Annotated in this window: 21 protein-coding genes; 9 read left to right on the top strand and 12 right to left on the bottom strand. The window is 61.3% G+C overall.

Annotation, left to right across the window (positions count from 1 at the left end; all coding sequences use genetic code 11):
* Positions 1-673 precede the first annotated feature (673 nt).
* From E3N86_RS04675 to E3N86_RS04640, 8 genes are all read right to left on the bottom strand, one after another.
* Positions 674-1603, bottom strand: coding sequence for an ABC transporter permease (locus E3N86_RS04675; protein ID WP_241985949.1), 930 nt, complete (start codon positions 1601-1603; stop codon positions 674-676).
* Positions 1604-1665: 62 nt separating this feature from the next.
* Positions 1666-2562: an ABC transporter permease gene (locus E3N86_RS04670; protein WP_206751006.1), complete on the bottom strand. Its 897-nt coding sequence runs from the start codon at positions 2560-2562 to the stop codon at positions 1666-1668.
* A 68-nt stretch (positions 2563-2630) separates the two neighbouring features.
* Positions 2631-4190, bottom strand: coding sequence for a sugar ABC transporter ATP-binding protein (locus E3N86_RS04665; protein ID WP_134511433.1), 1560 nt, complete (start codon positions 4188-4190; stop codon positions 2631-2633).
* A 75-nt stretch (positions 4191-4265) separates the two neighbouring features.
* Positions 4266-5336, bottom strand: coding sequence for an ABC transporter substrate-binding protein (locus E3N86_RS04660; RefSeq protein ID WP_104101764.1), 1071 nt, complete (start codon positions 5334-5336; stop codon positions 4266-4268).
* Positions 5337-5408: 72 nt separating this feature from the next.
* Positions 5409-6416, bottom strand: a complete 1008-nt coding sequence (locus tag E3N86_RS04655; protein ID WP_134511432.1) for a mandelate racemase/muconate lactonizing enzyme family protein — start codon at positions 6414-6416, stop codon at positions 5409-5411.
* Between the two features lie 159 nt (positions 6417-6575).
* Entirely contained in the window at positions 6576-7610 is a 1035-nt protein-coding gene (locus E3N86_RS04650; RefSeq protein ID WP_166785009.1) for a LacI family DNA-binding transcriptional regulator, read from the bottom strand.
* Between the two features lie 56 nt (positions 7611-7666).
* Positions 7667-9154: an aldehyde dehydrogenase family protein gene (locus tag E3N86_RS04645; RefSeq protein ID WP_198412876.1), complete on the bottom strand. Its 1488-nt coding sequence runs from the start codon at positions 9152-9154 to the stop codon at positions 7667-7669.
* 59 nt (positions 9155-9213) lie between these two features.
* Complete coding sequence (locus E3N86_RS04640; RefSeq protein ID WP_198412875.1) at positions 9214-9993, bottom strand: glucose 1-dehydrogenase; 780 nt, start codon at positions 9991-9993, stop codon at positions 9214-9216.
* A gap of 143 nt (positions 9994-10136) precedes the next feature.
* On the opposite strand from E3N86_RS04640, the gene E3N86_RS04635 reads away from it, so the two are divergent.
* Genes E3N86_RS04635 through E3N86_RS04615 form a run of 5 tightly spaced genes read left to right on the top strand, consistent with a single transcriptional unit; the run spans position 10137 to position 14518 of the window.
* Positions 10137-11099 (top strand): C-terminal binding protein, encoded by a 963-nt coding sequence (locus E3N86_RS04635; protein WP_134511429.1) that lies wholly within the window; start codon positions 10137-10139, stop codon positions 11097-11099.
* Positions 11096-12154, top strand: coding sequence for a zinc-binding dehydrogenase (locus E3N86_RS04630; protein WP_166785008.1), 1059 nt, complete (start codon positions 11096-11098; stop codon positions 12152-12154). Before E3N86_RS04635 ends, E3N86_RS04630 begins: the two co-directional genes overlap by 4 nt.
* Entirely contained in the window at positions 12151-12903 is a 753-nt protein-coding gene (locus tag E3N86_RS04625) for an SDR family oxidoreductase (RefSeq protein ID WP_304990860.1), read from the top strand. The genes E3N86_RS04630 and E3N86_RS04625 overlap by 4 nt, the downstream gene beginning before the upstream one ends.
* Entirely contained in the window at positions 12903-13571 is a 669-nt protein-coding gene (locus tag E3N86_RS04620) for a bifunctional 4-hydroxy-2-oxoglutarate aldolase/2-dehydro-3-deoxy-phosphogluconate aldolase (RefSeq protein ID WP_241985947.1), read from the top strand. The genes E3N86_RS04625 and E3N86_RS04620 overlap by 1 nt, the downstream gene beginning before the upstream one ends.
* Positions 13568-14518 (top strand): sugar kinase, encoded by a 951-nt coding sequence (locus tag E3N86_RS04615; RefSeq protein WP_198412874.1) that lies wholly within the window; start codon positions 13568-13570, stop codon positions 14516-14518. The genes E3N86_RS04620 and E3N86_RS04615 overlap by 4 nt, the downstream gene beginning before the upstream one ends.
* Before the next feature lie 229 nt (positions 14519-14747).
* Here the strand turns inward: E3N86_RS04615 and E3N86_RS04610 are convergent, their stop codons facing one another.
* Positions 14748-15143: a DUF4913 domain-containing protein gene (locus tag E3N86_RS04610; RefSeq protein WP_166785007.1), complete on the bottom strand. Its 396-nt coding sequence runs from the start codon at positions 15141-15143 to the stop codon at positions 14748-14750.
* The gene (locus tag E3N86_RS16735) at positions 15140-15289 is read right to left on the bottom strand and encodes a hypothetical protein (protein WP_166785006.1); all 150 of its coding nucleotides are present in this window, start codon (positions 15287-15289) and stop codon (positions 15140-15142) included. The genes E3N86_RS04610 and E3N86_RS16735 overlap by 4 nt, the downstream gene beginning before the upstream one ends.
* Before the next feature lie 715 nt (positions 15290-16004).
* Between E3N86_RS16735 and E3N86_RS04605 the strand changes: the two genes are divergently transcribed.
* Complete coding sequence (locus tag E3N86_RS04605; protein ID WP_134511425.1) at positions 16005-17255, top strand: HEPN domain-containing protein; 1251 nt, start codon at positions 16005-16007, stop codon at positions 17253-17255.
* Between the two features lie 1085 nt (positions 17256-18340).
* Positions 18341-20110 carry a hypothetical protein gene (locus E3N86_RS04600; RefSeq protein WP_134511424.1) on the top strand — a complete coding sequence of 590 codons (1770 nt, stop codon included), beginning with the start codon at positions 18341-18343 and terminating at the stop codon, positions 20108-20110.
* A 213-nt stretch (positions 20111-20323) separates the two neighbouring features.
* Here the strand turns inward: E3N86_RS04600 and E3N86_RS04595 are convergent, their stop codons facing one another.
* Positions 20324-20764, bottom strand: coding sequence for a hypothetical protein (locus E3N86_RS04595; RefSeq protein ID WP_134511423.1), 441 nt, complete (start codon positions 20762-20764; stop codon positions 20324-20326).
* Between the two features lie 405 nt (positions 20765-21169).
* Here E3N86_RS04595 and E3N86_RS04590 point away from each other — a divergent pair, with 405 nt between their 5' ends.
* Entirely contained in the window at positions 21170-21730 is a 561-nt protein-coding gene (locus tag E3N86_RS04590; RefSeq protein ID WP_134420030.1) for a hypothetical protein, read from the top strand.
* A gap of 20 nt (positions 21731-21750) precedes the next feature.
* Positions 21751-21900 (top strand): hypothetical protein, encoded by a 150-nt coding sequence (locus tag E3N86_RS16730; protein ID WP_166785005.1) that lies wholly within the window; start codon positions 21751-21753, stop codon positions 21898-21900.
* A gap of 191 nt (positions 21901-22091) precedes the next feature.
* On the opposite strand, the gene E3N86_RS04585 is transcribed toward E3N86_RS16730, so the two are convergent.
* The gene (locus E3N86_RS04585; protein ID WP_134511421.1) at positions 22092-23099 is read right to left on the bottom strand and encodes a hypothetical protein; all 1008 of its coding nucleotides are present in this window, start codon (positions 23097-23099) and stop codon (positions 22092-22094) included.
* Between the last annotated feature and the right edge of the window lie 555 nt (positions 23100-23654).

Below are 23654 nucleotides of genomic sequence, written 5' to 3'. Positions count from 1 at the left end.
GAGCGCGGTCGGCCACCGGAAAATTGCACGGCCGCAAGAAGCCGCGGCGTGCGAACCGCGCCCACTAGTCTGACATTCTGGAGGATGCACTACCGGATTGGTTGCGCGGGCCCGAGGACGGAGCGAAGGTCCTGTACAAGGCCGCGTTAAGACTTTTTCTCACACAGGACGAGGCAGCGCGCGAGACGGCGTCGAATGAACTCCGACGTCTCGCGGTCGAACTCGAGGACCATCCAGTCGCCGTGGTGCACGAACTCGGCGTCCTCTTAGTACGTGGCCGGCATTTTGATTGAACGGAAGAGCGCGAAGGTAGTCCAGGCGTGGTCCCAGGGCCTGACCCGGAACGTGGCGACCAGTCCCCCCTGTCCTGTTACGTGGCGACCAGTCCCCCCTGTCCTGTTACGTGGCGACCAGTCCCCCCTGTCCTGTTACGTGGCGAGCCGCTTGACGAAATCGATCAAAAGGATATTTCTTCCGCTCGCTCCTTCGCTCCCCAGGCGTAGCTCGCCGGGATGAGATTCTCGGCAGCCTCTGCTGGCTGATCGGGGATACCGTCGCCGCCGTACATTGCGAACCGACCGACTCCCCAGTCCGAGGCCGCATCACAACGGCATCCGCCACCAATCGCTCACGGCATCGCACCGAGGTCAGCGCCGTGGACCGAGAATGAGCGCTACAGGCGTTGTGTTCGGGAGAGGACTGTCTGGACGATGACCACAATGGCGAGGAATAGGCCGCTCACTACCGACTGAACAGACGAACTGAGTGAGCCCACCTGGTTGATGAGGTTCTGGATGACGCTCAGCAGAAGCACCCCCACGACTGTGCTGATGAGGTTGCCTCGCCCTCCAGTTAGCAAAGTTCCGCCGATGACGACCGCCGCGATCGCACTGAGTTCAAGTCCCGCGCCCACGGTTGGCACACCTGATGAGGAGTAGGCAGCGTTGAGGGCTCCGGCCAGGCCCGCACACAGGCCGCTGACGACGTAGACGCTGAATTTTACACGCGCGACTGCAATACCCATGAGTGCGGCAGCGCTTTCCGACCCACCCACCGCGAGGATTGACTGGCCTCCGCGCGACCGCGTCAGAAGGACTGTTCCAACGATGATGACGACGATAGCGATGATCACCGGCCACCTGACTCCGAGCAGCGTCTCTTGGCCGATTGCTTTAAAAGAGGGGTCACTCACGATTGGAGTGTTCGACCCGGCGTTAGTCGACGCGAAGACGATACCGCGCACGCCGAGCAGGCCGGCGAGCGTGACGATGAACGGCGCCATCCCTACGTAGGCGACCAGGAAACCCTGGATCATGCCGATCACGCCGCAAGCTGCCAGTGGCAGCAGGAGTGCTACAACCGGCCCGAACGTGGAACCGTAGGCTGCCAGCACGCCGCCGAGGGCGAAAACAGACCCTACAGAAAGGTCGATGCCGCCTGTGAGGATTACGAACGTCATTCCGGCGGCAACGATGACCAGGAACGACGACTGGGTCGCGATGTTCGAAACGTTGCTGACGGATGCGAAGGTCGGGAAGGCGATGGTACCGATGACGACGAGGAGCGCCAGCACTACTGTGGCGCCATATTTCTGTGCTCCCAAGGCGAGTGTCTCGCGATCAAAACGCTTCGTCGTTGGAAGTCCTGCTTCGGGGACGATGACGCTCATCGGACAGCCAACTTTCCGCGCTGAATGTAAACCGCAATCAGAATGATGACGGCCTGGGTGATTTGTGAGTATGCATCCGGCACGTTGTTCTTGATCAACGTTGCCGCAATGAGCTGCAGCAGGAGGGCGCCCGCTACCGTGCCGACTACCTTGACCTTGCCGCCGGTTAGCGGCGTGCCTCCGATGACGACTGCAGTGATGGCCGATAGCTCGATGAGGTTGCCGAGTGTTGAGGGCACGGATGCCCCGAGCCTGGCGGTTGCGATGATTCCCGCGACTGCCGCGAGTGCGGCTGCGAGGATATATGTGGTCATTAGGATTCTCTTGACCGGGAGGCCCGCTAGTTCAGCTGCGCGCCTGCTCCCTCCCACGGCCACCAGCTGCTTGCCAAAAGTGGTGCGGTTCACCAGGACGGCGACAACGACCACGAGGATCATGGCGACCAGCACGCTGTACGGCACTCCAACGATTGAGTTTCGGCCGAGCGAGAGGATCGTTGGGTTGGTTACGGACTTCAGTTGTTCATTGGCCACCACCAGGGCGATTCCTCTGCCGGCGACCATGAGCGCCAGAGTGGCAACGATGGGTTGCACGCCAATGAACGCGATCATCGCTCCGTTGGCCACGCCAATCAGGCAGCCAGCGAATATTGCCATTGCGGCGGCGGGAATGAGGCCGTAGCCGATATAGAGCGGGATGACTGCTGCCGCGAGGGCCATGACGGCTCCGCCGGAGAGGTCGATGCCTTGCGTCCCAATGACTAACGCCATCCCCAACGCCACGATCAGGACGGGAACCATCTGGATGAACTGCGTCCTGAAGTTATCTACACTGATGAAGTTCGACGTGAACGCTGTGTTGTACATGAGCAGTAGCACGATGGCGATGTACACCCCGTACTGCTGGAGATGTGCCAACGACCGGTTCTGGCGTTGTGCTGTGGGTGCTACCGCTGCTTGTGTCATGGGAGTTCTTTCGTGACGGTGATGGGCTCGCCGACCAACGCCGAGAGCAGATGATGCTCAGTGACTTCGTCTCCAATGAGTTCGGTCTCGACCGAACCATCGCGGAGCACGATGACACGGGCCGATCCTTCGACGACCTCTTCGACCTCGGAGGACACCATGACGATGGCAAGGCCTTCGTCTGCCAGCTCATTGATGAGTGCTTGCACCTCGGCTTTCGCGCCCACGTCGATCCCGCGGGTGGGCTCGTCGAGCAGAAGGACTCGCGGGTTCATTGCGAGCCATCGGGCGATCATCACCTTTTGCTGGTTGCCGCCTGACAGTTCAGAGACGAGTTGGCTCGAGCTTGTTGCCTTGATACGCAACCGCTTCATGAAGACGTCGACGATTGCGTCCTGGCGTGTCCGTGAAGTGAAGCCTCCGACAGAGAGCCGGGGAAGCGCAGCTAGGACGATGTTGTCCCGAATGGACAGGTTCGGGATGATCCCTTCGGCCTTGCGGTCCTCCGGGAGCATCACGATGCCCGCTCGGATGGCGGCCGAAACTGACCCGTTCTTCACAAGGCGTCCACCGACATGGACGTGACCGTTGTCGACCTTCATGACACCGGCGAGAGCCTTCAGAGTCTCCGATCGGCCGGACCCCAGAAGGCCACCGAGCCCGACGACCTCACCGGGGCGGATCTCGAGGCTGATTCCGCTGATCTGATGCTTGCGGGTGAGGTTTGTTGCGATGAGTGTTGGTGCCTGGGAGCTCGTGCGGGCGGACCCGAACGCGGTAAGGGACTCGCGTTTCGTTTTCTCTACGGAGCGACCGAGCATGATTGACACGAGTTCGACGCGGGGCAGGTCTGCGAGCAGACCAGAGTGAACGGACTTGCCGTCCCTGAGTACGGTGACCGAGTCACACACGCGGTAGATCTCATCCATCCGGTGGCTCACGTACACGATGGCGATGCCTTGGGCGCGCAGCAACCCGATGACGCGGAACAAAGTCTCCACTTCGCGAGCCTCTAGCGAGGACGTTGGCTCATCCATGATGACGACACGCGCATCGATGCTTACCGCGCGAGCCAGTGCGACCATCTGCTGCATGCCGAGGGCGAGGCGGTGGAGCGGCCGCCGGACATCAACGTGAATGTCGTACGTGTCGAGGAGCGTGCGGGCGTCTTCGTTCAACTGCTTGAAATCGATCAGTCCCCAACGGTCGCGGGGTTCCCGCCCGAGGAAGATGTTCTGCGCAACAGACAGGAGAGGAATGAGGTTGACCTCCTGATAGATCGTGCTGATGCCCGATCGTTGGGCATCCAGGGGGCGCGCGAACGTGGTGGTGGTGCCCCCGAGATGAAGTTCGCCGGCGTCCGGCTGATAGACACCGGTCAGCACCTTGATGAGGGTTGATTTTCCGGCTCCGTTCTCGCCCATCAGTGCGAGACTTTCACCGGGGTGAAGAGTGAAGTCGACATTGTCGAGGGCTGTGATTCCAGCGAATCGCTTGGTTACGCCGCGGGCTTCCAGGACCGTCGCATCGCAGGGGGTGCCAGTTGGTGTGATCACGCACGAGGCCTTTCTGTCGGGAGGGTGCGGGGCCGGCCGCGCACGTCGCAACTGACCCCGCGTTTATCGCTCGAGTTAGTAAGCGAGATCAACCTTTTCGGCTGCGTTCGACGGGTCGTACTCGCCGTCTTCGATGACGATGCTCTGGCTGACTGCCTCACCTGACAGGAAGCTCTTCAGTGTGGCGAATGCGAGCGGGCCGAAGCGGGGGTTGGACTCGACCACACCGTTGTAGGCTCCTGCAGCTACCTGTTCGACGGCATTTCGTGTTCCGTCGATGGAGTAGATCTGGATGTCCTTACCGGGGGTCTTGCCCGCGGCGATGATGGCGGCCTGGGCGCCGAGTCCCATCTCGTCGTTGTGTGCATAGATGACCGTGATCTCAGGGTTCGCCTGCAGAAGCTGTTCAGTTACCGACTGTCCCTTGTCGCGTGAGAAGTCGGCAGTCTGCTGGGCGACGATCTCCATGTCGGGCGCCTCTGCGGCCATCTGGTCCACGAACCCCTTGAGACGGTCCGTTGTCACGCCATTGCCCGACGAGCCCAGGAGGATCGCGATGCTGCCTTCGCCGCCTGTGCCCGCGATGAGCTGGTCAGCGGCACGCTTGCCCTGCTCGACGAAGTCAGATCCGAGGAACGTGACATAGTCGCTGCAGCCCTCCGCGTTTAGCAGACGGTCGATGGTGATGACGGGAATGTTCTTCTCGCGCGCCACCGACAGTGCTGGCTCGAGCCCGTCGGAGTTGAGCGGGGCCACGATCAGGGCCTGTGCGCCCTGCGAAATCATGTCCTGGATGTCGGAGATCTGCTTGGACAGCGTCGACTGCGCGTTCGTGACGATGAGTTTCTTTACTCCGAGCTTTGCAGCCTCGTCCTTGATGGACTGCGTCTCGGCGATGCGGAAGGGGTTGTCTTCCTTTTCTGACTGCGAGAAACCGACGACAGCGTCGGCGAGCTCGAACTTGTCCCCCTTGTAGTCCGCGAGGGCACAGGTCGGGCCATCTGAGGATTTGACGACCTGGTCAGCGCCACCGGAAGTGGCGGCTTTGCTTTCGCCGGTGTTGGTGCAGCCGGTGAGTGCGAGGGTGAGGACGGCGGCACAGGCGACTGTGCTGAAAAGCGCCTTTCGTAACGGTGTAGCGGTCATTCCATTCCCACTTTCATTGTGTGATTCCGGATACCGTCCGGGCGGAGTTTCGGGGTGTGAACGCTGGCTCGGTCAGCTTCGGACGGATTCAAGTGCGTCAAAGTCGAGGTTGACCCCATGACCGGGGCGTTCTGGAGCGACGGCGAACCCGTCGTCGATGACCATCGGTTCGTGCAGGAACGCGTCGAGTCCGAAGCCGTGGGCTTCCATGAAGGTTCGATTGGGTGCTGCGGCGAGTGCGTGAACCGTGAGGTCGTGGACTCCGTGGGAGGTCACGGACAGGTTGTGCGCTTCCGCGAGGCTGCAAACCTTACGGAAGACGGTGTAACCTCCACAGTTGGCCACGTCAGGTTCAGGAAGCGTGACAGCGCCTGCCGTGATGTGCTGCTGGAACTCGTAGAGGGAGTGAAGGTTCTCCCCAGCCGCGATTGCGTGGTGTCCTTCTCGCACAATCCGAGCGTTACCGGCGACGTCGTCTGGGATGGTTGGTTCCTCAATCCAGATGAGCCCGAACTCCTGCATGGCCCGGGCGGCTCTAATCGCCTCGTCGACGCCCCATTTCATGTTGGCATCGACCATCAGGGGGAAGTCATCCCCGAGATGCTCCCGCATGCTCGTGACTCGGGCCAAATCGGTGCGTAGTAGCGGCCGCCCGACTTTCATCTTGATAGCGCGGAAACCCTCGGCGATATACCGGTCAGCTTGTGCAAGCAACTGTTCGATTGGGAACTCCAGGTCGATGCCGCCGGCGTAGACGGGGACCTTCGGGTCGAATCCGCCGAACAGTCGCCACAGTGGCTGGTTCTGTCGACGCCCGTGCATGTCCCACAGTGCAATGTCGACTGCGGAGATCGCTGAGGTCGCGTGGCCACCTCGGCCCGCATAGTGCAGCATCCACCACATGTCCTGCCACAGTTTTTCTCTGTGGTCAGTATCCTTGCCGATCAGGTGCGGTGTGAGGTAACGCTCGATCATTACCGCGACTGCAGCACCACCGTGGTTCACGGTGTACGTGTATCCGCAGCCCTCCACCCCGTCACTGTCAGTGATCCGAACCGTGATCAATTCGAAGTCCACCATGGTCCCGTGGGTGCTATCAGTCAGCTGTTGCGCCAGCGGAATGCGGTACAAGTCAGTTCGAATTTGCTCGATTTGAGGCAAGGAGGTCTCCCTGTTTCGGTACGGTCGGCGGGTGAAAAAATTAGATTCTGAGCTCGGGATAGGTTGCGGACGTGATAGTCACGGAGAGGGTCGTGCACGTGCAGTGGAGCCTCGTTCGACCGCCACGGCGTCGTGCTCGAGTACGACATCGGCCACGGCCTTGCCCTCGAGTTGGTCGACGAGCGTGTCGACAGCGAGCCTCCCAAGCTCATCGAGAGGCATCGCCATCGCCGATAGGGATGGCACCAGGTAGTTGGCCAGCGGGAGATCGTCGTTGGAGAGGACTGAAACATCTTCGGGAACTTGAATGCCCAAGTCACGGAGCGCTTTGAGTGCTCCGACCGACTGGGAGAACGTACCGGCGTACAGTGCGGTGATCTCCGGGTGCTCGCGCATCAGGAGTTCTGCCGAACGATAGCCGCCCGACTCCAGGAAGTCATCCCGCACCACCATCGGCTTCTCGGCGCCCAGATCGCTGGCCGCTTGGTCGAAGCCGCGCTCACGTTCGACCGCCGGTGAGAGCGTGTCGGTACCGGAGATATGCCCAATCTTGCGGTGGCCCCGCTCGAAAAGAAACCTGTACGCGTTCGCACTTGCGCTTGATTGGTTGATGCTCACGTTCCGTCCAGAATCGGGGACGGTGCGATTCACGAACACATGCGGCACTGTTCTCAGGCGCCCATCGGCTAGGAGAGGGTGACCCTCCCTCGATGAGGCGATGAGGAGCCCATCGACGCGTCCGGCGCTCACCAGGTCGGTGTAGTCGGACTGTGACTGCGAATCCTCACGGTCTTCAGCGAGGAGCACGACATACCCGCGTTCGCGCGCACGTTGGTACGCGCCCCGAGCTATCCGAGCGTAAACCGGGGTCGTGAGATCGGGAATCAGTAACGCCAGTGCCTTTGAGCGCGAACCCGCCAGAGCTTTCGCTCCAGCGTGCGGTTCGTAGGCCAGATTTGCGGCGAGTGCGAGGATCCGGTCTCTCGTCTCGTCGCGGACTGCGAGAGTCGGGTCTCCGCTGAGCACTCGCGAAACCACTGATTTCGTCACATTTGCGGCATCCGCGACGTCAATCAGGCGCACTCGCTGCTCTTTCGGGCTTTTCTCGGACATTGCACGCACTTTCCTCATGTCGTTGCGTTCGTCGGTCTGGCGGTTGAAACTATCGGTCAGCGGGAGGGCTTCGCGTAATCGAGGTAGACAGTCTTCCGACGCAGGTATCGCTCGAATCCGTGGGCACCGTCGTCGCCGCCGAGCCCGGAGAGCTTCCACCCGGTGTGAAACCCCTGCACCTGTTCGGGCCCGGTCTGGTTGAGATAAACCTCCCCGAACTCAAGATCGTCGGTCGCAGCCAGAGCGGTTCGCATACTCTCCGTGTACACATAGGCCGTAAGGCCATACTCTGTGGAATTCGCCCACTCGATCACCTGGTCGTAGTCATCGAAGGGGATGATCGGCAGCACGGGGCCGAAGACTTCCTGCTGGACGATGTCCATGTCGTTCGTGACGTTGGTAAGTACCGTCGGAGCGAACCAGAATCCGTCGCTGTCCTCCATACCTTCTGGTTTTCCACCACCAATTTCAAGGTGTGCACCAGCAGACACGGCGCCGTCCACGAACGACTTCACTTTGTCCCACTCCGCCTGAGAAACCTTCGGTCCCATTTGGCTCGTGTCATCGAGCGGATCGCCGACCTTCAGGTCCCTCACCTTCGCGACGAACCGGCGCACGAACTCGTCGTAGACACCGCGCTGCACGTAAGTGCGCTCATTGCACGTGCACACCTGCCCACAGTTCCAGAACCGAGCTTCGAAGGCTTGCTGCACCGCTAGCTCTAGGTCGGCGTCGTCAAATACGATAACCGGCGCCTTGCCGCCGAGTTCCAGCGACACCGGGATAACCTTTTCGGCAGTCGCGGCGAGAATCTGTCGTCCGGCCCGGGTCGAGCCGGTCACGGTCACCATTCCGACGGATGGGTGGCGGACAATTGCGTCGCCGATGACTCGACCAGGGCCGGTGATGACGCTGATGAGGCCGTCTGGCACGCCGGCCAACTGGCACACCCGTGCCATCGCAATGGCTGAAAGGGGCGTTTCTTCACTCGGCTTCAGCACAATCGCGTTTCCGGCCATCAGCGCTGGTGCTACTTTCCGCGCGAAGATGGCGGCCGGGAAGTTCCAGGGGATGATGGCCGCAACGATCCCAATCGGTTCTTCTCGCACGATCAACTGGCGGCCGTGAGCTGAGGGAGCCACAAGTTCACCTACGTTTCGGTACTTCTGACTAATTGCAAAATCAAAGAATGCCTTCACGCCGCCGATCTCGCCTCGCGCCTCGGTGATCGTCTTTCCCTGTTCGGCGACCACGATCTGCGCAAGCTCCTCGTGGTGTTCCGACACAATTCGAACGACAGACTCCAGCACTGCGCCGCGTTCGGCGTAGGTTTTACGCGCCCAGTTCTTCTGCGCATGGCGAGCGACCGACAGCGTCTCTTCGAGATGTGCAGCTGTTCCTTCCGGAACGGTGGCGATCTGCTTTCCTGTCGACGGGTTCGTCACCGGTCGTGCGGCTTCGGTCCGCGTCCATTGGCCTCCGATCAGCATTGCGGGTGAGCTGGAGAGGAGGGAATCTTCACTGAAGAGAGTGCTGGTCATCATTGGCCTTTGTCGATAGTTGTTCAGGGTCTGAGCGGGGCGGGGCGGCGCGACGCGGCGCGTTAGCTCATGACAATTCCGCCCTCTACGTTGTACGTCTGGCCAGTGATGTAGTCGGAGCCGGACCCGGCCAGGAAAATGGCCAATGGGACGACATCTGAGGGGACCGAAGTGCGACCGAGCGGAATTCCGGCTGCCGCGTCGCGGAATGTTTCTCCTTCGGACTTACCGGTGATCTCGCCGAACTGCTTGTCGACCTCTTTCCAGTACGGTGTGTCAACGATTCCGGGTGCCATTGCATTCACGTTGACTCCGTAAGGAGCCATGGCCATGGCAACAGACTGAGTGATTGAGATGACGGTGGCTTTCGATGCACAGTATGCGGCGACGAGAGCCTCGCCGCGGCGCCCCGCGATGGAAGCCATGTTGATGATCTTTCCGCTCTTCTGGGCACGCATCGGTTCGCACGCTGCCTGCGTCAGGAAAAACAATCCGCGTACGTTCACGCTGAAGATGCGGTCCCACTCCGCCGCAGTCGTCTCCCAAACGGGCTTGATGAGTCCGATGCCTGCGTTGTTGACCAGGATGTCAAGCGAACCGTGTTCAGCGACGATGGCGTCCACAATTTCCTTGGATTGGACCTCGTCAGCCACATTCAGCGATCGGGCAGATGCTGACCCGCCTGCAGCCGTGATCTTGGCGACGACTGCCTGTGCGCCTTCCACGTTGAGATCAGCGATCACGACGTGGGCGCCTTCGGCTGCGTAGCCGAGGGCCATGGCCTTTCCCATACCTGATGCAGCCCCGGTGATCAATGCAACCTTGCCGTCGAGTTTCGTCAATGTCTTCTCCTTTGAAGTGGCTGGGGTTTGAACCGGCTCTGTGAGCCTTCCAAAGAAAGCTAGCACTAGAAAACCGGTTTTCTTTTGGTATACATTACGGCGAGAAGCTTTTTTGTCAAATCATTTCGCTCAGATTGGACAGCATGAAGATAGTCATCACGGACTGCGACCATCCGCAGACAGCCGAAGAAACAGCTGTGGCTCGGGCGCACGGCGTCGAACTGGTTCTCGCCCAATGCCGCACCGAGGACGATGTGATTGCCGCCGGCACGGACGCGGACGGCCTGGTTGTTCAATATGCGCCCATCACGGAAACCGTGCTTGCGGCACTGCCCCAGCTGAAAGCCATTGGCCGATACGGGGTCGGATACGACACCGTGGACGTGCCGGCAGCCACAAGGCACGGTGTGGCGGTGTGCAACGTTCCGGACTATGGAACCGAGGATGTCAGCGATCACGCGATCGCTCTGGCGGTCAGCCTGGAACGCGGCATCGTACGTTTCGACAGGCAGGTGCGTCACGGCAATAGCCGGATTGATGACCTTCGACCGCTTCACCGCATCAGCACCAGGGTTTTCGGAGTCGTTGGCCTCGGTCTCATCGGATCCGCCACCGCCCGCAAGGCCCGTGGACTGGGCTACACCGTTATTGCGCATGATCCCGCACTTCCCGTTGATGCAGTCAGCAGTGAGGGCATCCCACTCGTTGGCTTGGACGAGCTGTACGCCACCGCCAACGTCGTGTCCGTACACGTGCCACTAAACGACGCCACCCGGCACCTCATAGATTCTCAGGCGCTCGGGAAGTTCTTGCCCGGAGCGATTCTCATCAACACCTGCCGGGGCGGCGTCGTCGACACGGATGCGGTCGTGGATGCACTGGCGAGCGGTCGGCTGAAGGGCGCGGGGCTGGATGTTTTCGAGGAAGAACCCGTGCCGGCGAACAGCCCCTTGCTGCACGCGGAAAATGCCGTGCTCACCCCCCACGTCGCGTGGTACAGCGAGGAGTCCTATAGCGAGTTGAAGACTCGCACCATCGAAAATGTCATTGAGGTGTGCGCCGGTCGCACCCCCCGCAACATCCTCAACAGGGAAGTCTTGGTATGACCAACTCATCATCATCAGCCGCAAAGAATGAAATGAAAGCTGCCGTGTGGATCGGCCCCGACTCCCTCCACGTGCGCACAGTCCCGATGCCGACCGTGCCCAAGGGCCACGCCCTGGTGAGAATCGAACTCACCGGGCTATGCGGCACGGACTTCAGTATCCTTCATGGAACCCATCCGCGGGCCGCCGCGCCCGCGATTCTCGGGCATGAGATCACCGGAATAGTGGAAACAGCAAGCGAGGGTAGCCCGGCTGTCGGCACTCGCGTTGCCGTGGAACCGCTGGTCACCTGTGGGTCCTGTGGCCCATGTAAAGCCGGGAACTCACACGTCTGCACGAAACTGAGGCTGCATGGAATCGACTCGCCAGGTTCACTCGCGGAATATGTCGCCCTTCCCGTGGAATCACTGATTCCGATTGACGCGCGTGTCCCCTTGCGTGAGGCGGCGTTGGCGGAACCACTTGCAGTGGCCGTGCACGCGGTGCACCGATCCGGGCTCGCGGGCGGTGAAACAGTGATGGTATTCGGTGCCGGGCCGATCGGTATCCTGACGGCCCTGGTGGCACGCAACGCGGGAGCCGGGCAGATCCTGATCTCGGAACCGAGCGAGGAGCGACGGCTCGTCGCTGCAGACCTGGGCTTCGAGACAGTGCCGGGCAACGCTAACCCCGTAGAGTGCATCCTTCAGTCAACGGAAGGCGCGGGCGCCGACATCGTTTTCGACTCCGCAGCCCACCCCTCGGTGGCCGCTAACTTGGGCAAGAGCGTGCGTGTGCTCGGAACGATCGTCCTGGTCGGGGTCTACAAGAAGCCCGCTGAGGTCGATCTCCAGGCACTGACATTTGCCGAGAACACAGTCGTTGGTGTGCGTGTCTACACCCGCGCTGACTTCGAAGAAGCCGTTGCGCTGATCGAATCGGGGGTGCTTGGACTGGAACGCATCCCTGTCGAGGTGTTTCCACTCGATCACGTCGCGGAGGCCTTCGAGCGGGCCATGGCGGCATCGGGCTGCCTAAAGGTATACGTCAGTTCACAAGAGGCGGTGGCATCATGAGCGCATTCGACCTGACCGGTAAGACCGCCGTGGTGACCGGAGCCTCTCGGGGCATCGGATTGGCAATTGCATCAGGCCTTGTTGGTGCCGGTTCTGATGTCATCGCCCTGCAGCGTGGCGACATTCCAGAGTCTCTGCTGAGCCTGGCTGCCGCGACGGGGCGCCGTGTCACGCGAATCAGCGTGGACCTGTCGGAGAGCGAGTCAATCGCCGAAGCGATCCGCGTCGTCCTCGCCTCAAACCACGTCGACATTCTGGTCAATAACGCCGGCACTCAGGTGCGGCACGACGCAGTGGTGTTCCCCCTCGACGACTTCGACGCAGTGATGAACGTCAACCTCCGCGCAGTCTTTCAACTGTGCACAGGATTCGGCGCCGCCATGCTGGAGCGGGGCGAAGGAAAAGTCATCAACCTAGCTTCGCTCCTCTCTTTTCAAGGCGGACTGCGTGTTCCCGCATATGCGGCGTCCAAAGGAGCCGTCGCCCAATTGACCAAGGCACTGTGCAACGAATGGGCGGCTCGCGGAGTCAACGTCAATGCGATCGCTCCGGGCTACTTCGCCACAGAAATGAATTCCGCCCTCCTGGCAGATGAAGAACGTAGCGGGCAGATCTCAGCGCGAATTCCGGCCGGTCGGTGGGGAGCTGCCGACGATATCGCCGGTGCGGCGATTTTCCTCGCCTCACGCGCATCGGATTACGTCCACGGTGTGGTCATTCCGGTCGACGGCGGATGGATGGCACGTTAGTGAATATTCAGAGGCCCGCCGTTTCCACCCTGCTCGCCGCGACACCGGTTCTGGCCGTGCTCAGGGCAAGTCATGCACGTGAGTTCGCGCCCGTGATCGAAGCACTCGCCACAGGCGGTGTGCGGTCGATTGAGCTGACGCTCAGTACCGAGGGTGTGGTCGAAGAACTACCTGCACTGCTCGCCCGCTTCGGCGGAGACGTTGAAATCGGTGTTGGCACGATCGTGGACGTCGCCCAGGCGGTGGAGTGTCTAGATCTAGGCGCGCAATTCATTGTGACTCCTACGACGAATCCTGACGTCGTGCGCACTTGCGTCGACCGGGGTGTTCCTGTATTTCCCGGTGGAATGACTCCGTCAGAGTTGTTTTCGGGCTGGCAGGCAGGCGCCACGGCAGTGAAAGTGTTCCCAGCTTCAAGAGTGGGGATTGGATATCTCAGCCTGATTTGGGGACCCTTCCCGCGGATGGAGATCGTCCCTTCCGGCGGTGTAACCCTAGAGGAGGCGCCTGCGTGGATCGCGGCCGGGGCCTGTGCCGTGAGTCTAGGCAGCCCTCTTCTAGGGGATGCGTTCTCGGGTGGCGACCTCGGCGCACTCGAGGAGCGAGCCAGGACATTGACCGCAAGCGTCCTCGAGGCCGTCGCTGCACGCTCGTCGGTGCGAGCATGACGCGAGACATTGACGTTGTCACCCTCGGCGAAACCATGGCGCTCATCAAGGCGAACGCCACGGGTTCTCTCGCGCATCAATCGGCCCTTGGCTTGTCCGTTGGTGGCGCAGAGAGCAATTGCGCTATTGCTTTGCGCCGTCTCGGCACGTCTGTGACTTGGATCGGTCGTGTCGGCGCTGACAGCCTAGGAGAGCGAGTACTCCGGGAATTACGCGCCGAGGGGGTCGTCGTGCACGGCATCATCGACCCGATTGCCCCAACGGGTCTCATGATCAAGGAACGACGAACCGCAGATTCGATCAAGGTCGTGTACTACCGCTCGGGCAGCGCAGGTTCACGGCTCTCCCCCTCGGACGTCGATACGGTGGCGATCTCATCGGCAAAAATTCTGCACGTCACCGGCATCACCGCCGGGCTCTCCGCATCAGCGGCTGACGCAGTTGATTTCGCCGTCTCATGCGCGAAGGAGGCCGGCACCCTGGTCTCATTCGATTACAACTACCGTTCGGCTCTGTGGGCACCTCCGGCAGCGGCAGCGGCCTTCCGCCGCCTCACCGAGCAGGCGGACCTGGTATTCGCCGGCGATGATGAAGCCGCGCTTGTCGTAGGCCCGGGAACTCCACGCGACCAGGCATCAGCTCTCGCTGAACTCGGACCGCGACATGCCGTAATCAAGCTCGGAGCACGCGGATCCGTCGCCCTTATCCATGGGGAGTACTTCGAACAGCCGGCCATCCCGGTGCGCGCGGTTGACACTGTGGGCGCGGGTGACGCCTTTGTCGCAGGCTATCTTTCTGACCTACTGCGCGGGGTGACCCCGGAGGAACGGCTGCTGACAGCCGCGACCGTCGGAGCTTTCGCGTGCACGGTCGAAGGTGACTGGGAAGGCAACCCAGTCAGGGACGAGCTGGGCCTGTTACACGCCGTGGAGAATGTGCGTCGGTAGGGAGAGAAATGTCGGCGCGGCTCGTGACCGTGCAGGCGCATTGGGGTCCTTGGGCACCGTCCAAACAGACGTGCACGTGCGTTGCCCATAGAGGGTGTCCGCGGCCGGGGCCCATGCCCACTATTGAGGTCCGCCATCCCTGGGTAGCGGAGCTAGTCCTACGAGTCATCGACTGACTGTTGACGGTGCGGGAAGAGGCTTGGCTCGCCGTCCGTCCAGGACAATTCCTTTACAGCTCCACGTCGTCAGGCGGCATCGACGTCGGCACGATCGGGGCGGTTGTGTCCTTGCGGCGATGGAGGTGTCCTTGGTCGGGATCGCAGTTGCGGAAGGGCCCGTTACTTGTGTCCAAGATGACGGCGGTATGGCGGTCCCAGTGGTTGATCCACCACGATGACACGGCGCCGGCGTCGCCGTCCATGACGCTGGCGTCAGCTTGCATGCTGGCCTGCCAGAGGGCCTTAAACCGGGCAACGACCTCCGGGTGCAGCCACCACTGGGCGCACCACGGAGTCGGTTTGGTGCCGACGACCTCGACGGTGGCGAGGTGACGGGTGAGCCAGTCGAGGAACATTTGGCGTACGTGGACCGCGGCCTCTGAGGTCTGACGAGTTGTCGTCGTCATACCCAGCCACGGGCCGCAACCTCCGCTGCAGCGGTGTCGTCCGGCACGGCGATAGGCGTCGGTGCGAGATTCGGTGTCCTGGTCGGGATGCGGTTGATCGTGGTGGTGAGGGTTTTGTCGCGGAACCAGGGGACGGTATTGACCATGATGGGTCGGCATTTAGAGCTGAAGACGATGGCACGCCATTCGAGGAGGGAGCCGAGGGTGGCGATGTTGAGGGTGCTGACCTTGCGTTGGCGGGCCGATTGCTGCGACTCCGATCACGTGTAAGAGCATGCGAAAGGGGCCTCCTCACGTGCCGCGTGGAACCCGCTGCGGCCAGGTATCGCGTCCTGCTGGCGCATCTGATGATCGAACACGGGTGCGCGTAGTGTGTCCGACATGGACGACGAGCTGGGTGTGCCGAACTGCGAACGATGCCTGGTGCCCATGGTGATCGAGGGCACAGATGAAGGCCCCTACTGGTGCTGCCCCGAGTGCCGCATCGTTCGGTTCGCTTGATGGCCCTCTCCCTGACAGCGCGCCCTCGGGCATGGGCTCGGACCGCTGCATCGAGGAATTCGCGGAGAGCGACTTTGATCTGGGCCTTGTGCACGAGAGACGAATCCAGCGCTGTTCAGCAACCGGTATCAAGTGGACGAGAATGATCGTGTGACCGCCCCTCTTAGAACCGACCTTTGGTCGGTGACTCTGCCCGCTGTGCACGCTGCGCGGGCACGAGCACACCAATATCTAAAGACTGGAAAGTATGTACCTCGCAGGGACGTAATCACGTCAGAGACGAATAGTCACGGCTGGTCGACTGCCACGCGCCGAGAGCACATCGGGATTTCGAAGTCGGCACCGGTCAACTGGGGCTACATGTTTGGTGTCAGCGTTGGGACGTTTGCCCAGATCGCTTTGGACGAGGTGCCCGAGTTGATCAGTGCCTGCAATGTCGTTAGCGAAATAGCGATGTCCGACGTGAAATTCGAGCAGAGCATCAGCTTGTTGGCGAGCGGTGAGCAAGACTCGGTCAAACGCATAGAGCAGGTCAAATTCGAATACGTGCGATTTGTGATGCACCTCATAGCCCGGGCCGAAGCAACGGGCGCTGAGTCGGACGAGGACCTACTATCGATCTACCTCGCTCTAGAAAGGGCGCGATTCGCTGACGAACTAATTGGCGACCTGATCGTGCCTATTGCTCTAACCGCCCTAAAAACCAACGAAACATTTCAGATCACGGAGGACATCTGGATCGAGCCAATCGACGCTGATATGCAACGAGCACGTGCTGAGCCGATCCTTTCGGGAGACCGCGTATCTGCACTCGTCGTCGCGGCGGCGACGCACGCAGTAGTAGTCAGGAACGTCAAGTTCGATAATCGGGACTACTTCGACAGGCGTTTCAGACGCAACGAGATCGACCTAAACAGGGTAGATCGGGTGATTCAGTGTCTGCATATTGCGACAGCACGAGACACAGGGTACGCGCAGGCCTATGTGAGGCCCGTGGACTGGGCCGACGAGTGGGAGCACGATCTGCCGGCGATTTGGAAGATCGCGAAATACCACCGCTACCCAGACGAGTTTGACGCGGGTGGATGGAACGAAGACAAGGTCGCTGTGAGTCAGGCGCTCTTGGACGAAATTCCTGTGATGTTCACGGCTTTGGAGAGTTCTCCTGCAAACGTGCAGCTAGCTGCGCGAAGAGCCATGCGCGCTGTCCTGCGAGATGACGACGAGGACAAGACACTCGACGCCACGATTGGCATGGAGGCCTTACTGCTCAGCAATAATGATCGCGAGGAAATGACGCACCGGATGGCGCAACGCGCTGCCGCGGCATTAACGGCGGACTACCCGCCGCAGATCGTCTATGGACTGGTCAAGAAGGTCTATGAGCATCGGTCGAAGATCGTGCACGGGCGAGTCCGAAAGACCAGCATGATCAGGATCGAAGAGGTGCCGTACCCAGCTCAGGACATCGCCGCACTACTGCTTCGTCTGCTTCTGGGAAACTTGCTGCGTTCCGAGAATCCCTGGACACCGGAGCAGCTCGATTTGAAGCTCCTGCAAGCGCTGAACCATACCGCCCCCACTGCGCTCGACTCCGCAGTTACAGAATAGGAACGAATTGGGCAAAGCCAGCCGGAACAAGCGCGAACGCAGTCTGGAGCGCGCTGTGAGCGCCATCACCGAGTCTCGAGTCCCTATCGACCTTCTCCGCCGCGCGGTGGAGGAGATCGGGCAGTTGTATGGGACGATCCAGGACTGCGCTGGTGCTGCGGCCCTCCTTCAAGAGACCGGGAGGTTGCTCGGATACGAGCTCACGGCACGGCCTGTTTCACTGCTCGCGACTCACGCTGCATCAAGGACACAAATCGTTATGGGTCGGCGAGCGACTGAGCGAGTAGTGGAGGCTGGCCCCATCGAGATCGAAGATCATCTACATGGAGGCAGGGACACCGGTCACATGGTCGTGACATGCGACGATCCACCGATGCTCATGGATGCCAATCTCTTCGGTCAACTGGCGCCCCACGGGATCAAGGTTCGGCCCTTATGCCTTGACGTCTCGAGCGCTCATCCGAAAGACGGAATGTGGCTCACTGAGCACGACGGCCTGAACATGGTTTACATCAGCGACGACACTGATCAAGGTTTGGTGCCTAGGTTCCAAGCGAATCTGCAGGAGTGCAAGCCGTACGCACGACGCCTGGCAGGCGCCCTGCGGGCGAGCGAAGGGGTCCGGTAAGCGAAGGTGACTCAGCGGCGGCGGCACACGAACCGGAGCACGGAATTGTGCCAGCCGCCCTGTCAGTGACGGACCCTCGGGCCGCGAGGTGAATGCTGTTGTCGGCCAGGTACGAAGGCTGCAGGTTGAACGGTACGGCCTTGGCGACGAGATCGGGCGTTTGACGGTATCCGGAACAGCTTCGCCACCGTTGCCGCGCGCGTTGTTTCAAGGCCCGTCAAGTTGCGCGGCTCCGAACGGCAAACCAGCGCGCACTGGTGGATGGCTGCACGCGTGGGTCGAGAAAGTGTCCATTCCCAGGGGCCTCGCCAGTGCCCGCCGTGCGATCCGAATTCTGAACTCCTGCCTGCCGCTCCCAACGATTCAAACGGCATGAGAAGGTAAATTGCGTTTGGATACGCGACGGCCCAACGCTCGTCGCCCGCACCCCGCTTCGCAGCGGTCGAGAAGAGGCTTCGTGGACTACGAGTTCGCCCCGTCCCATGTCCAAGTCGTCGCCGCGCTCATCGACAGAGTTGCGGACGCCGGGGATGACCTTATGAAAGTTTGGGAACGTCTCTGGCTCGACGAGGAATACAAACACTTGAATGAGGAGCTGCGGGTGGAGGTCGACTTCATCTTTGGGTACGAGCTCCAAGAGAAATTCGAAAGTGCTGGTGAGGTTGAACTCGTCGAATCTCGCCTTTCCTTCACTGCCACCCGGCCTATGTCGGGAACTCCGGCAAGCGCATGGACTCTGTGGTCCGAGGTGAGTTCAACCCTGGAGAACCCAGGCATCTGTGCTCACCTTGCCGATGTCCTCCTCACCGCCCGGGTGAAGACGACCCCTGAGCACGCGGCCTCGACGATCGGCCTGTACTTGAAGGCTGTCGAGTTTGGCGATTTTTCCGCTCACCAGGCCGCGCTTTCACTTGGGCGAGCTAACAATATTGCTCGCTCTCGTGGAATGGCGGATGAAGGTCCCGTGCGCGTGGCAATGCACCGTTGGAGCGAGACTTTCGGCAACGACATAGCGACGATCGGCCCAGCGCTAAGTCTCCTGGCCGCGCTTTCGGTTCCCCCACGGGATGGAGTGTTCGCAGCCGGCGAGCGTGAGTCGGTACGCAGTCAGCTCTTTGCACTCGGAGATTCGCCAATGAGCCTCGTTGACGAGCTTGCTAAGACAATCGCGCGGCTCGCAGAGAACGCCACGGAGCTGGAAATCAGCAGGCGCTGGCACGTGAAGCAATACTTGGCGTTCGCCGACTCTGCTGAGCGGGGGATGGTGAAGATGCAATACGCGCAAACAGCAGCCGACCTCGCAAAGTCTTACGGTCTGCCCGAGCTGAAGGATGCTGCAGTGTTGATCATGCAGACCGTGGACCATGACTCGATGGGATGGAAGACCGCGGGGTTCAATCTGCCGATGTCCAAGAATTTTTTTCGGGCACATCTTCGGAGATACCGTCGTGCACGAAACTGGGAACACGGGCTGATGGTATTCCTCGCCGGAAGTTCTCCGGCGGGAGATCATGAGGCGAACGTCAGGACGGCCGAGCGTGCCGCTTCGGGCTCTATAAGAGCACTTGTCACTCGGACGGTCTACGGTTCGCATGGTCTTCCGGAGCGCACTAACGCCGATTTCATGATGGAAGAGATTGTTAGGACTGAGACAATCGCGCTCAACATCTCTTCGATCCTTCTCGCGCTCGAACTGGCGCATATTCGCGACCGTTTTTCCCCACCGCGGGCTGATCGAATTGCGAACTGGATGGTGGACAGTTTCTCGGCTGATCCGCCGCTTGCCAAGCATTTCGAGGAGGCGGTTGCGCTTCATTGGGCTAGTAAGTTTTCCGATTCGGCCCGCCTGTCCATTCCACTTATTGAAAGAGCTGCGCGTGAACTACTCCTCAGGCTCGACGAACCCCTTTATCGAACTCAGCGTGGCGAATCCCCGGGCCGGTTTCCTGCGATGGATTTCTACGTCGACGCACTCGCAAAACGGGATCTGGACCCCGACTGGGATCGAGCACTCCGAGTGACACTCCTGTCGCCTGGTATGAACCTCCGTAACCTTTCTGCTCACGGATTCACGCTGAGTTTCTCTGAATACCAATCAGCTCTGTTGCTTCGCCTCGCGGGGCTCTTCTGCGCGATGCCCATCGGTATGGATCAGTCCGGCCTCAAGTCGCCACCCACCGTGGCCCGACGGCAACTCCGACGACGCCTTGGCTGGGTGTGGTCGTGAGAGGAACCCGAGGCGACGCTGGTCTCCCGTCTTTCTGATGCGACCAGCCTCACCAGCCAAAACAGCTCACCTGCCGCCGCTCAGCCGGCTGCACCTCCTTCGGTCGAACAACCACCTCAGGCGACCGCTCACCTGGGTACTGATCGGCGTTGGCGCGGATCGTCAAACACATCCATCGCCTGAGAAGTACGTGGGGGATTGTAAACGAGCAACTCACGCCCTCCGCCTCCACATCTGAATGACGTTGTCCGCGGCCACCGCCTCGACTACAACCCGTTCCTGTTCCCGCTCCACGGCCTGGCGTGCCCGGACTTTCCCTGCCACGTCCAGCAGGTCCCACATTTGCTCGCCGGTCACCGACACTCCGCGGGCGCCGGTGCGTCGGGTGCGGCCGCGGATCAGGACGTAGTGGGTGCGGAACACGGCCCCGATCGCAGCCTGCGCGTCGTGGAAGAACACCACATTGGAGACCAACCCGCTGCCCTCGTCGAGGGAGAGGAAGACGACGCGTTTGCCGCTTCGCATCGGGGGAGTGTGGGTGGCGCGGCGGACCCCGGCGACGAGGACCTCGCTGCCGCCCGGCAGGTTGACGAGTTCCGAGGCGGGGGTGACTCCGAGTTCTTTGAAGGCCAAGTGGCGCGAGGTCGCCGCCATCCGCGACTGTGCAGGGGAGGTGGAGCAGAGAGCCCTTGCCGACGTAGACGACGACAAGCGCACATCAACGCTCAAGTGGTTGCAATGGGCTTGGGACTACGCGGACCGCATCGACCTGCTCCAGCGACCGGTTCGTGTGCCTTCACCGCCCAAGCCGTGCTGGACGTACCCATTCCGAGCCCGGGGTTGCCAGAGGCGGGCCGATCCTGACCGCCAGGCATTCGCACCGCTGATCACCTGGTCACGAATTCAGACGACGAAGTCCGTGCTCGAGCGCATCAGTCTTCCGGCGATCGAATTAGACGGTAGCGTGACCAACACGAGGACCTCTCCGATCAAGAGCGGTAAGTCGCGTCTGGCTGAGCATGCGCGGAAGGGTTTGATGGCCGTGACTTGGGGTGCTACGTGGACATAACCTTTGGAAATCAAGTGCTGCTTGCAGCAACGACACTGATGGCCTCCCTCGGGGGCTACTTCTTGGCAGGGCGCAACGAAAGTCGCCGTGATCGGAGACAAGCCGAGCAGGATAGGGCGAGAGCTGACCGCGAGCAGTCAGCGGCATCCAATGAGCGGAAGAACCGGTTTCAGCTGGATACGCTGCTGGAGCTCCAGGATGCAGTGCAGCTAGAGGCGCGACTGACGGGGCGGGCGATGCACTTCGATCACATGCAAGCGCGGGAGTCGAATTACACCCAACTGCCAAACGACTGGTCCGACGAGATGCACTCCAATGGAGTGAACGTCAATCGCTTGGTGAGTCGCGTTCTAAGCGACGACCTTCGCGATGGAGTTTCTAGGTTCACCGCCGCCTGCTCGGCACACACCTTTCTGCCCAAGGAATTTGAAGAGCTTCGCGGCGAGGAACTTGAAGACCATTCATTCCGGAAAATGGCGGCGTTCGGTCACCAAGTAAACGACGTGATGGACATGCTTGGATCTGCAATCAGACTGGAGCTCACCCGCTAATCCATGCGCAGACTGTGCTCGTGGTAGCACGCTGGTGGATCGCACTCATCCCGGCCGCGACCGCCGTTCTCGGTGGGCTCAGAGCCATGCCCGTACCGATGAGTAACGCCCAGTTCATTGAGCAGGGAACGCGACTACTCGCGTGGCTGAGCCGTCACCTCGATGCGTGACAGGCCGCCAACGACTCACCCAGTAAGGGGAAGCCCTAGGGGAGATGCCCACCGAACGAGATCGCGGCAGTGCGGACGCGCTGGATGGCAGTTGCCCAAAGAGCTTTGTAGAGGGGCTGCGTGTGGGATTGGGGTCGCGGTCCACCATGTGGGGTGTGGCGCCTGTGCTTCTGCGCTGGTGCGCTGGTGCGTTACTCGCCCACACCTGTGCGCAACTGCTCCAACTCAGCGCGCAGCAGGGCCATCTGCTGCTCGTAGGCGGCGAGCACGTCAGTGACGCGCTGCTCGGCGTAGGAACGCTCCCTCGCTGCCTCGGCCGTGGCACTGTCGCGTTCGCTGCTGACCGTGGCCAGGCGCCCGGTCAGCACGAGCGCTTCCGCCCGGGCGCTCTCGCGCTCCGTCCGGGCCTGATCGAGCAGGTCCCGGGTGCTCGCAGCATCCGTCTCGGCCCGCTCGGCGCGTCCGATCGCGGCGGCGGCCTGCGCGATCGCGTCGCGCGCGGCTGCCAGGGCCTCGTCCTTGGCCGTTGTGGCCGCAGTGGCGAGCTCCCGGGCTTCGGTGAGCTGTGCGGTCGCGGCCGCGTTCTCGATGGTCAGAGCGGCCACCGTGTCTGTGAGGGCGGTGATCTCGGCGGTCGCCCGTACGTTGTCCTCGACCGCAGTGACCAGGTCGCTCTCGAGGGTGGCGGCACGCTGCTCGAGCGCGGCCAGGGTCGTGCGGAGCTCGTCGACCAAGGCAGCTGATTCCTCGGCTGCCGCGTCGGCTTCGGAGCGCTCGGCCTCGGCCTTGCGGGTAGCGGTCTCGGCCCGGTTGGCACGGGCGGCCGCCGTGGCGACCTGCTCGGCCGCGTCAGAGGTGACGGCTTCGATCTGTGCTTCGGCCGCGTCCGGGTCCGCGACGGTGCGGAGCTCGTCGACAAGGACGACCAACTGCTGCTGCAGGTGCTCGACCATCCCGGCGACCTGGGACCGCAGCACGCTCGCCCGCTGCCGGGCCGCATCGACGGGGAGCTTGTCGTCCTCGACGGTGCGCTCGACCCGACCGGACTCGGCGTGGCGGGCCCGCCACGCAGCGGCGCGGTTGTGAGCGGGGTCGGTGCAATAACCGGCGGGCCGGCCAACGCCAGGTGTGGCGTCCACCGGCTCGCCGCAGCCAGGGAAACGACAGGTGCGCACGTCGGTGGCTTCGGGGATGCTCATGTCTATAACGTATCGAAAGAAACGCAATACGCAATACGCAATACGCAATACGCAATACGCAATACGCAATACGCAACACGCAACACGCAACACTCAAAACGCAAAACGCAAAACGCAAAACGCAAAACGATAACGGATTAGCGCCGTCGCCGACGAAGGTCACGGAACTAGCCGTGGACGGGGTACCTGCGTCAGGGGTCATGAAAGTGCCCGCATCCATTCGCGAGAAGAAATGCCTAAGGGAAGTCGCCGTGGAATGCAAGCCGATAGAGTCTTCGGCATGAGAGTCGCCCAGGCAATCGCGAGAGTTGTTATGGTGGTTTGTCTTGTCACCGGGTGCAGCCCGAAGCCTGGACCAATCGCAACGACGGAAGCTCCGAATGTTGCTGTTTGCAAGGATTTTGCGATGACCGATGAAGAACTCGTCACTGTGCTCCGCGACTGGACTAGCTGTTGTTCCCACACAGGTTGTGAGCGTGGCGTGAGCTAAAAAGGTGAGGACCTCCGGTATCGATTGGGTTACCACACTCAACACGATGCAACGGAGGCCCTCAT

This window comes from Cryobacterium sp. Hz7 (genome assembly GCF_004402815.1).
Taxonomy (GTDB): Bacteria; Actinomycetota; Actinomycetes; order Actinomycetales; family Microbacteriaceae; genus Cryobacterium; species Cryobacterium sandaracinum.
Note: the sequence above shows the minus strand (reverse complement) of the source record. Positions and strands in the feature narration are given on the sequence as shown.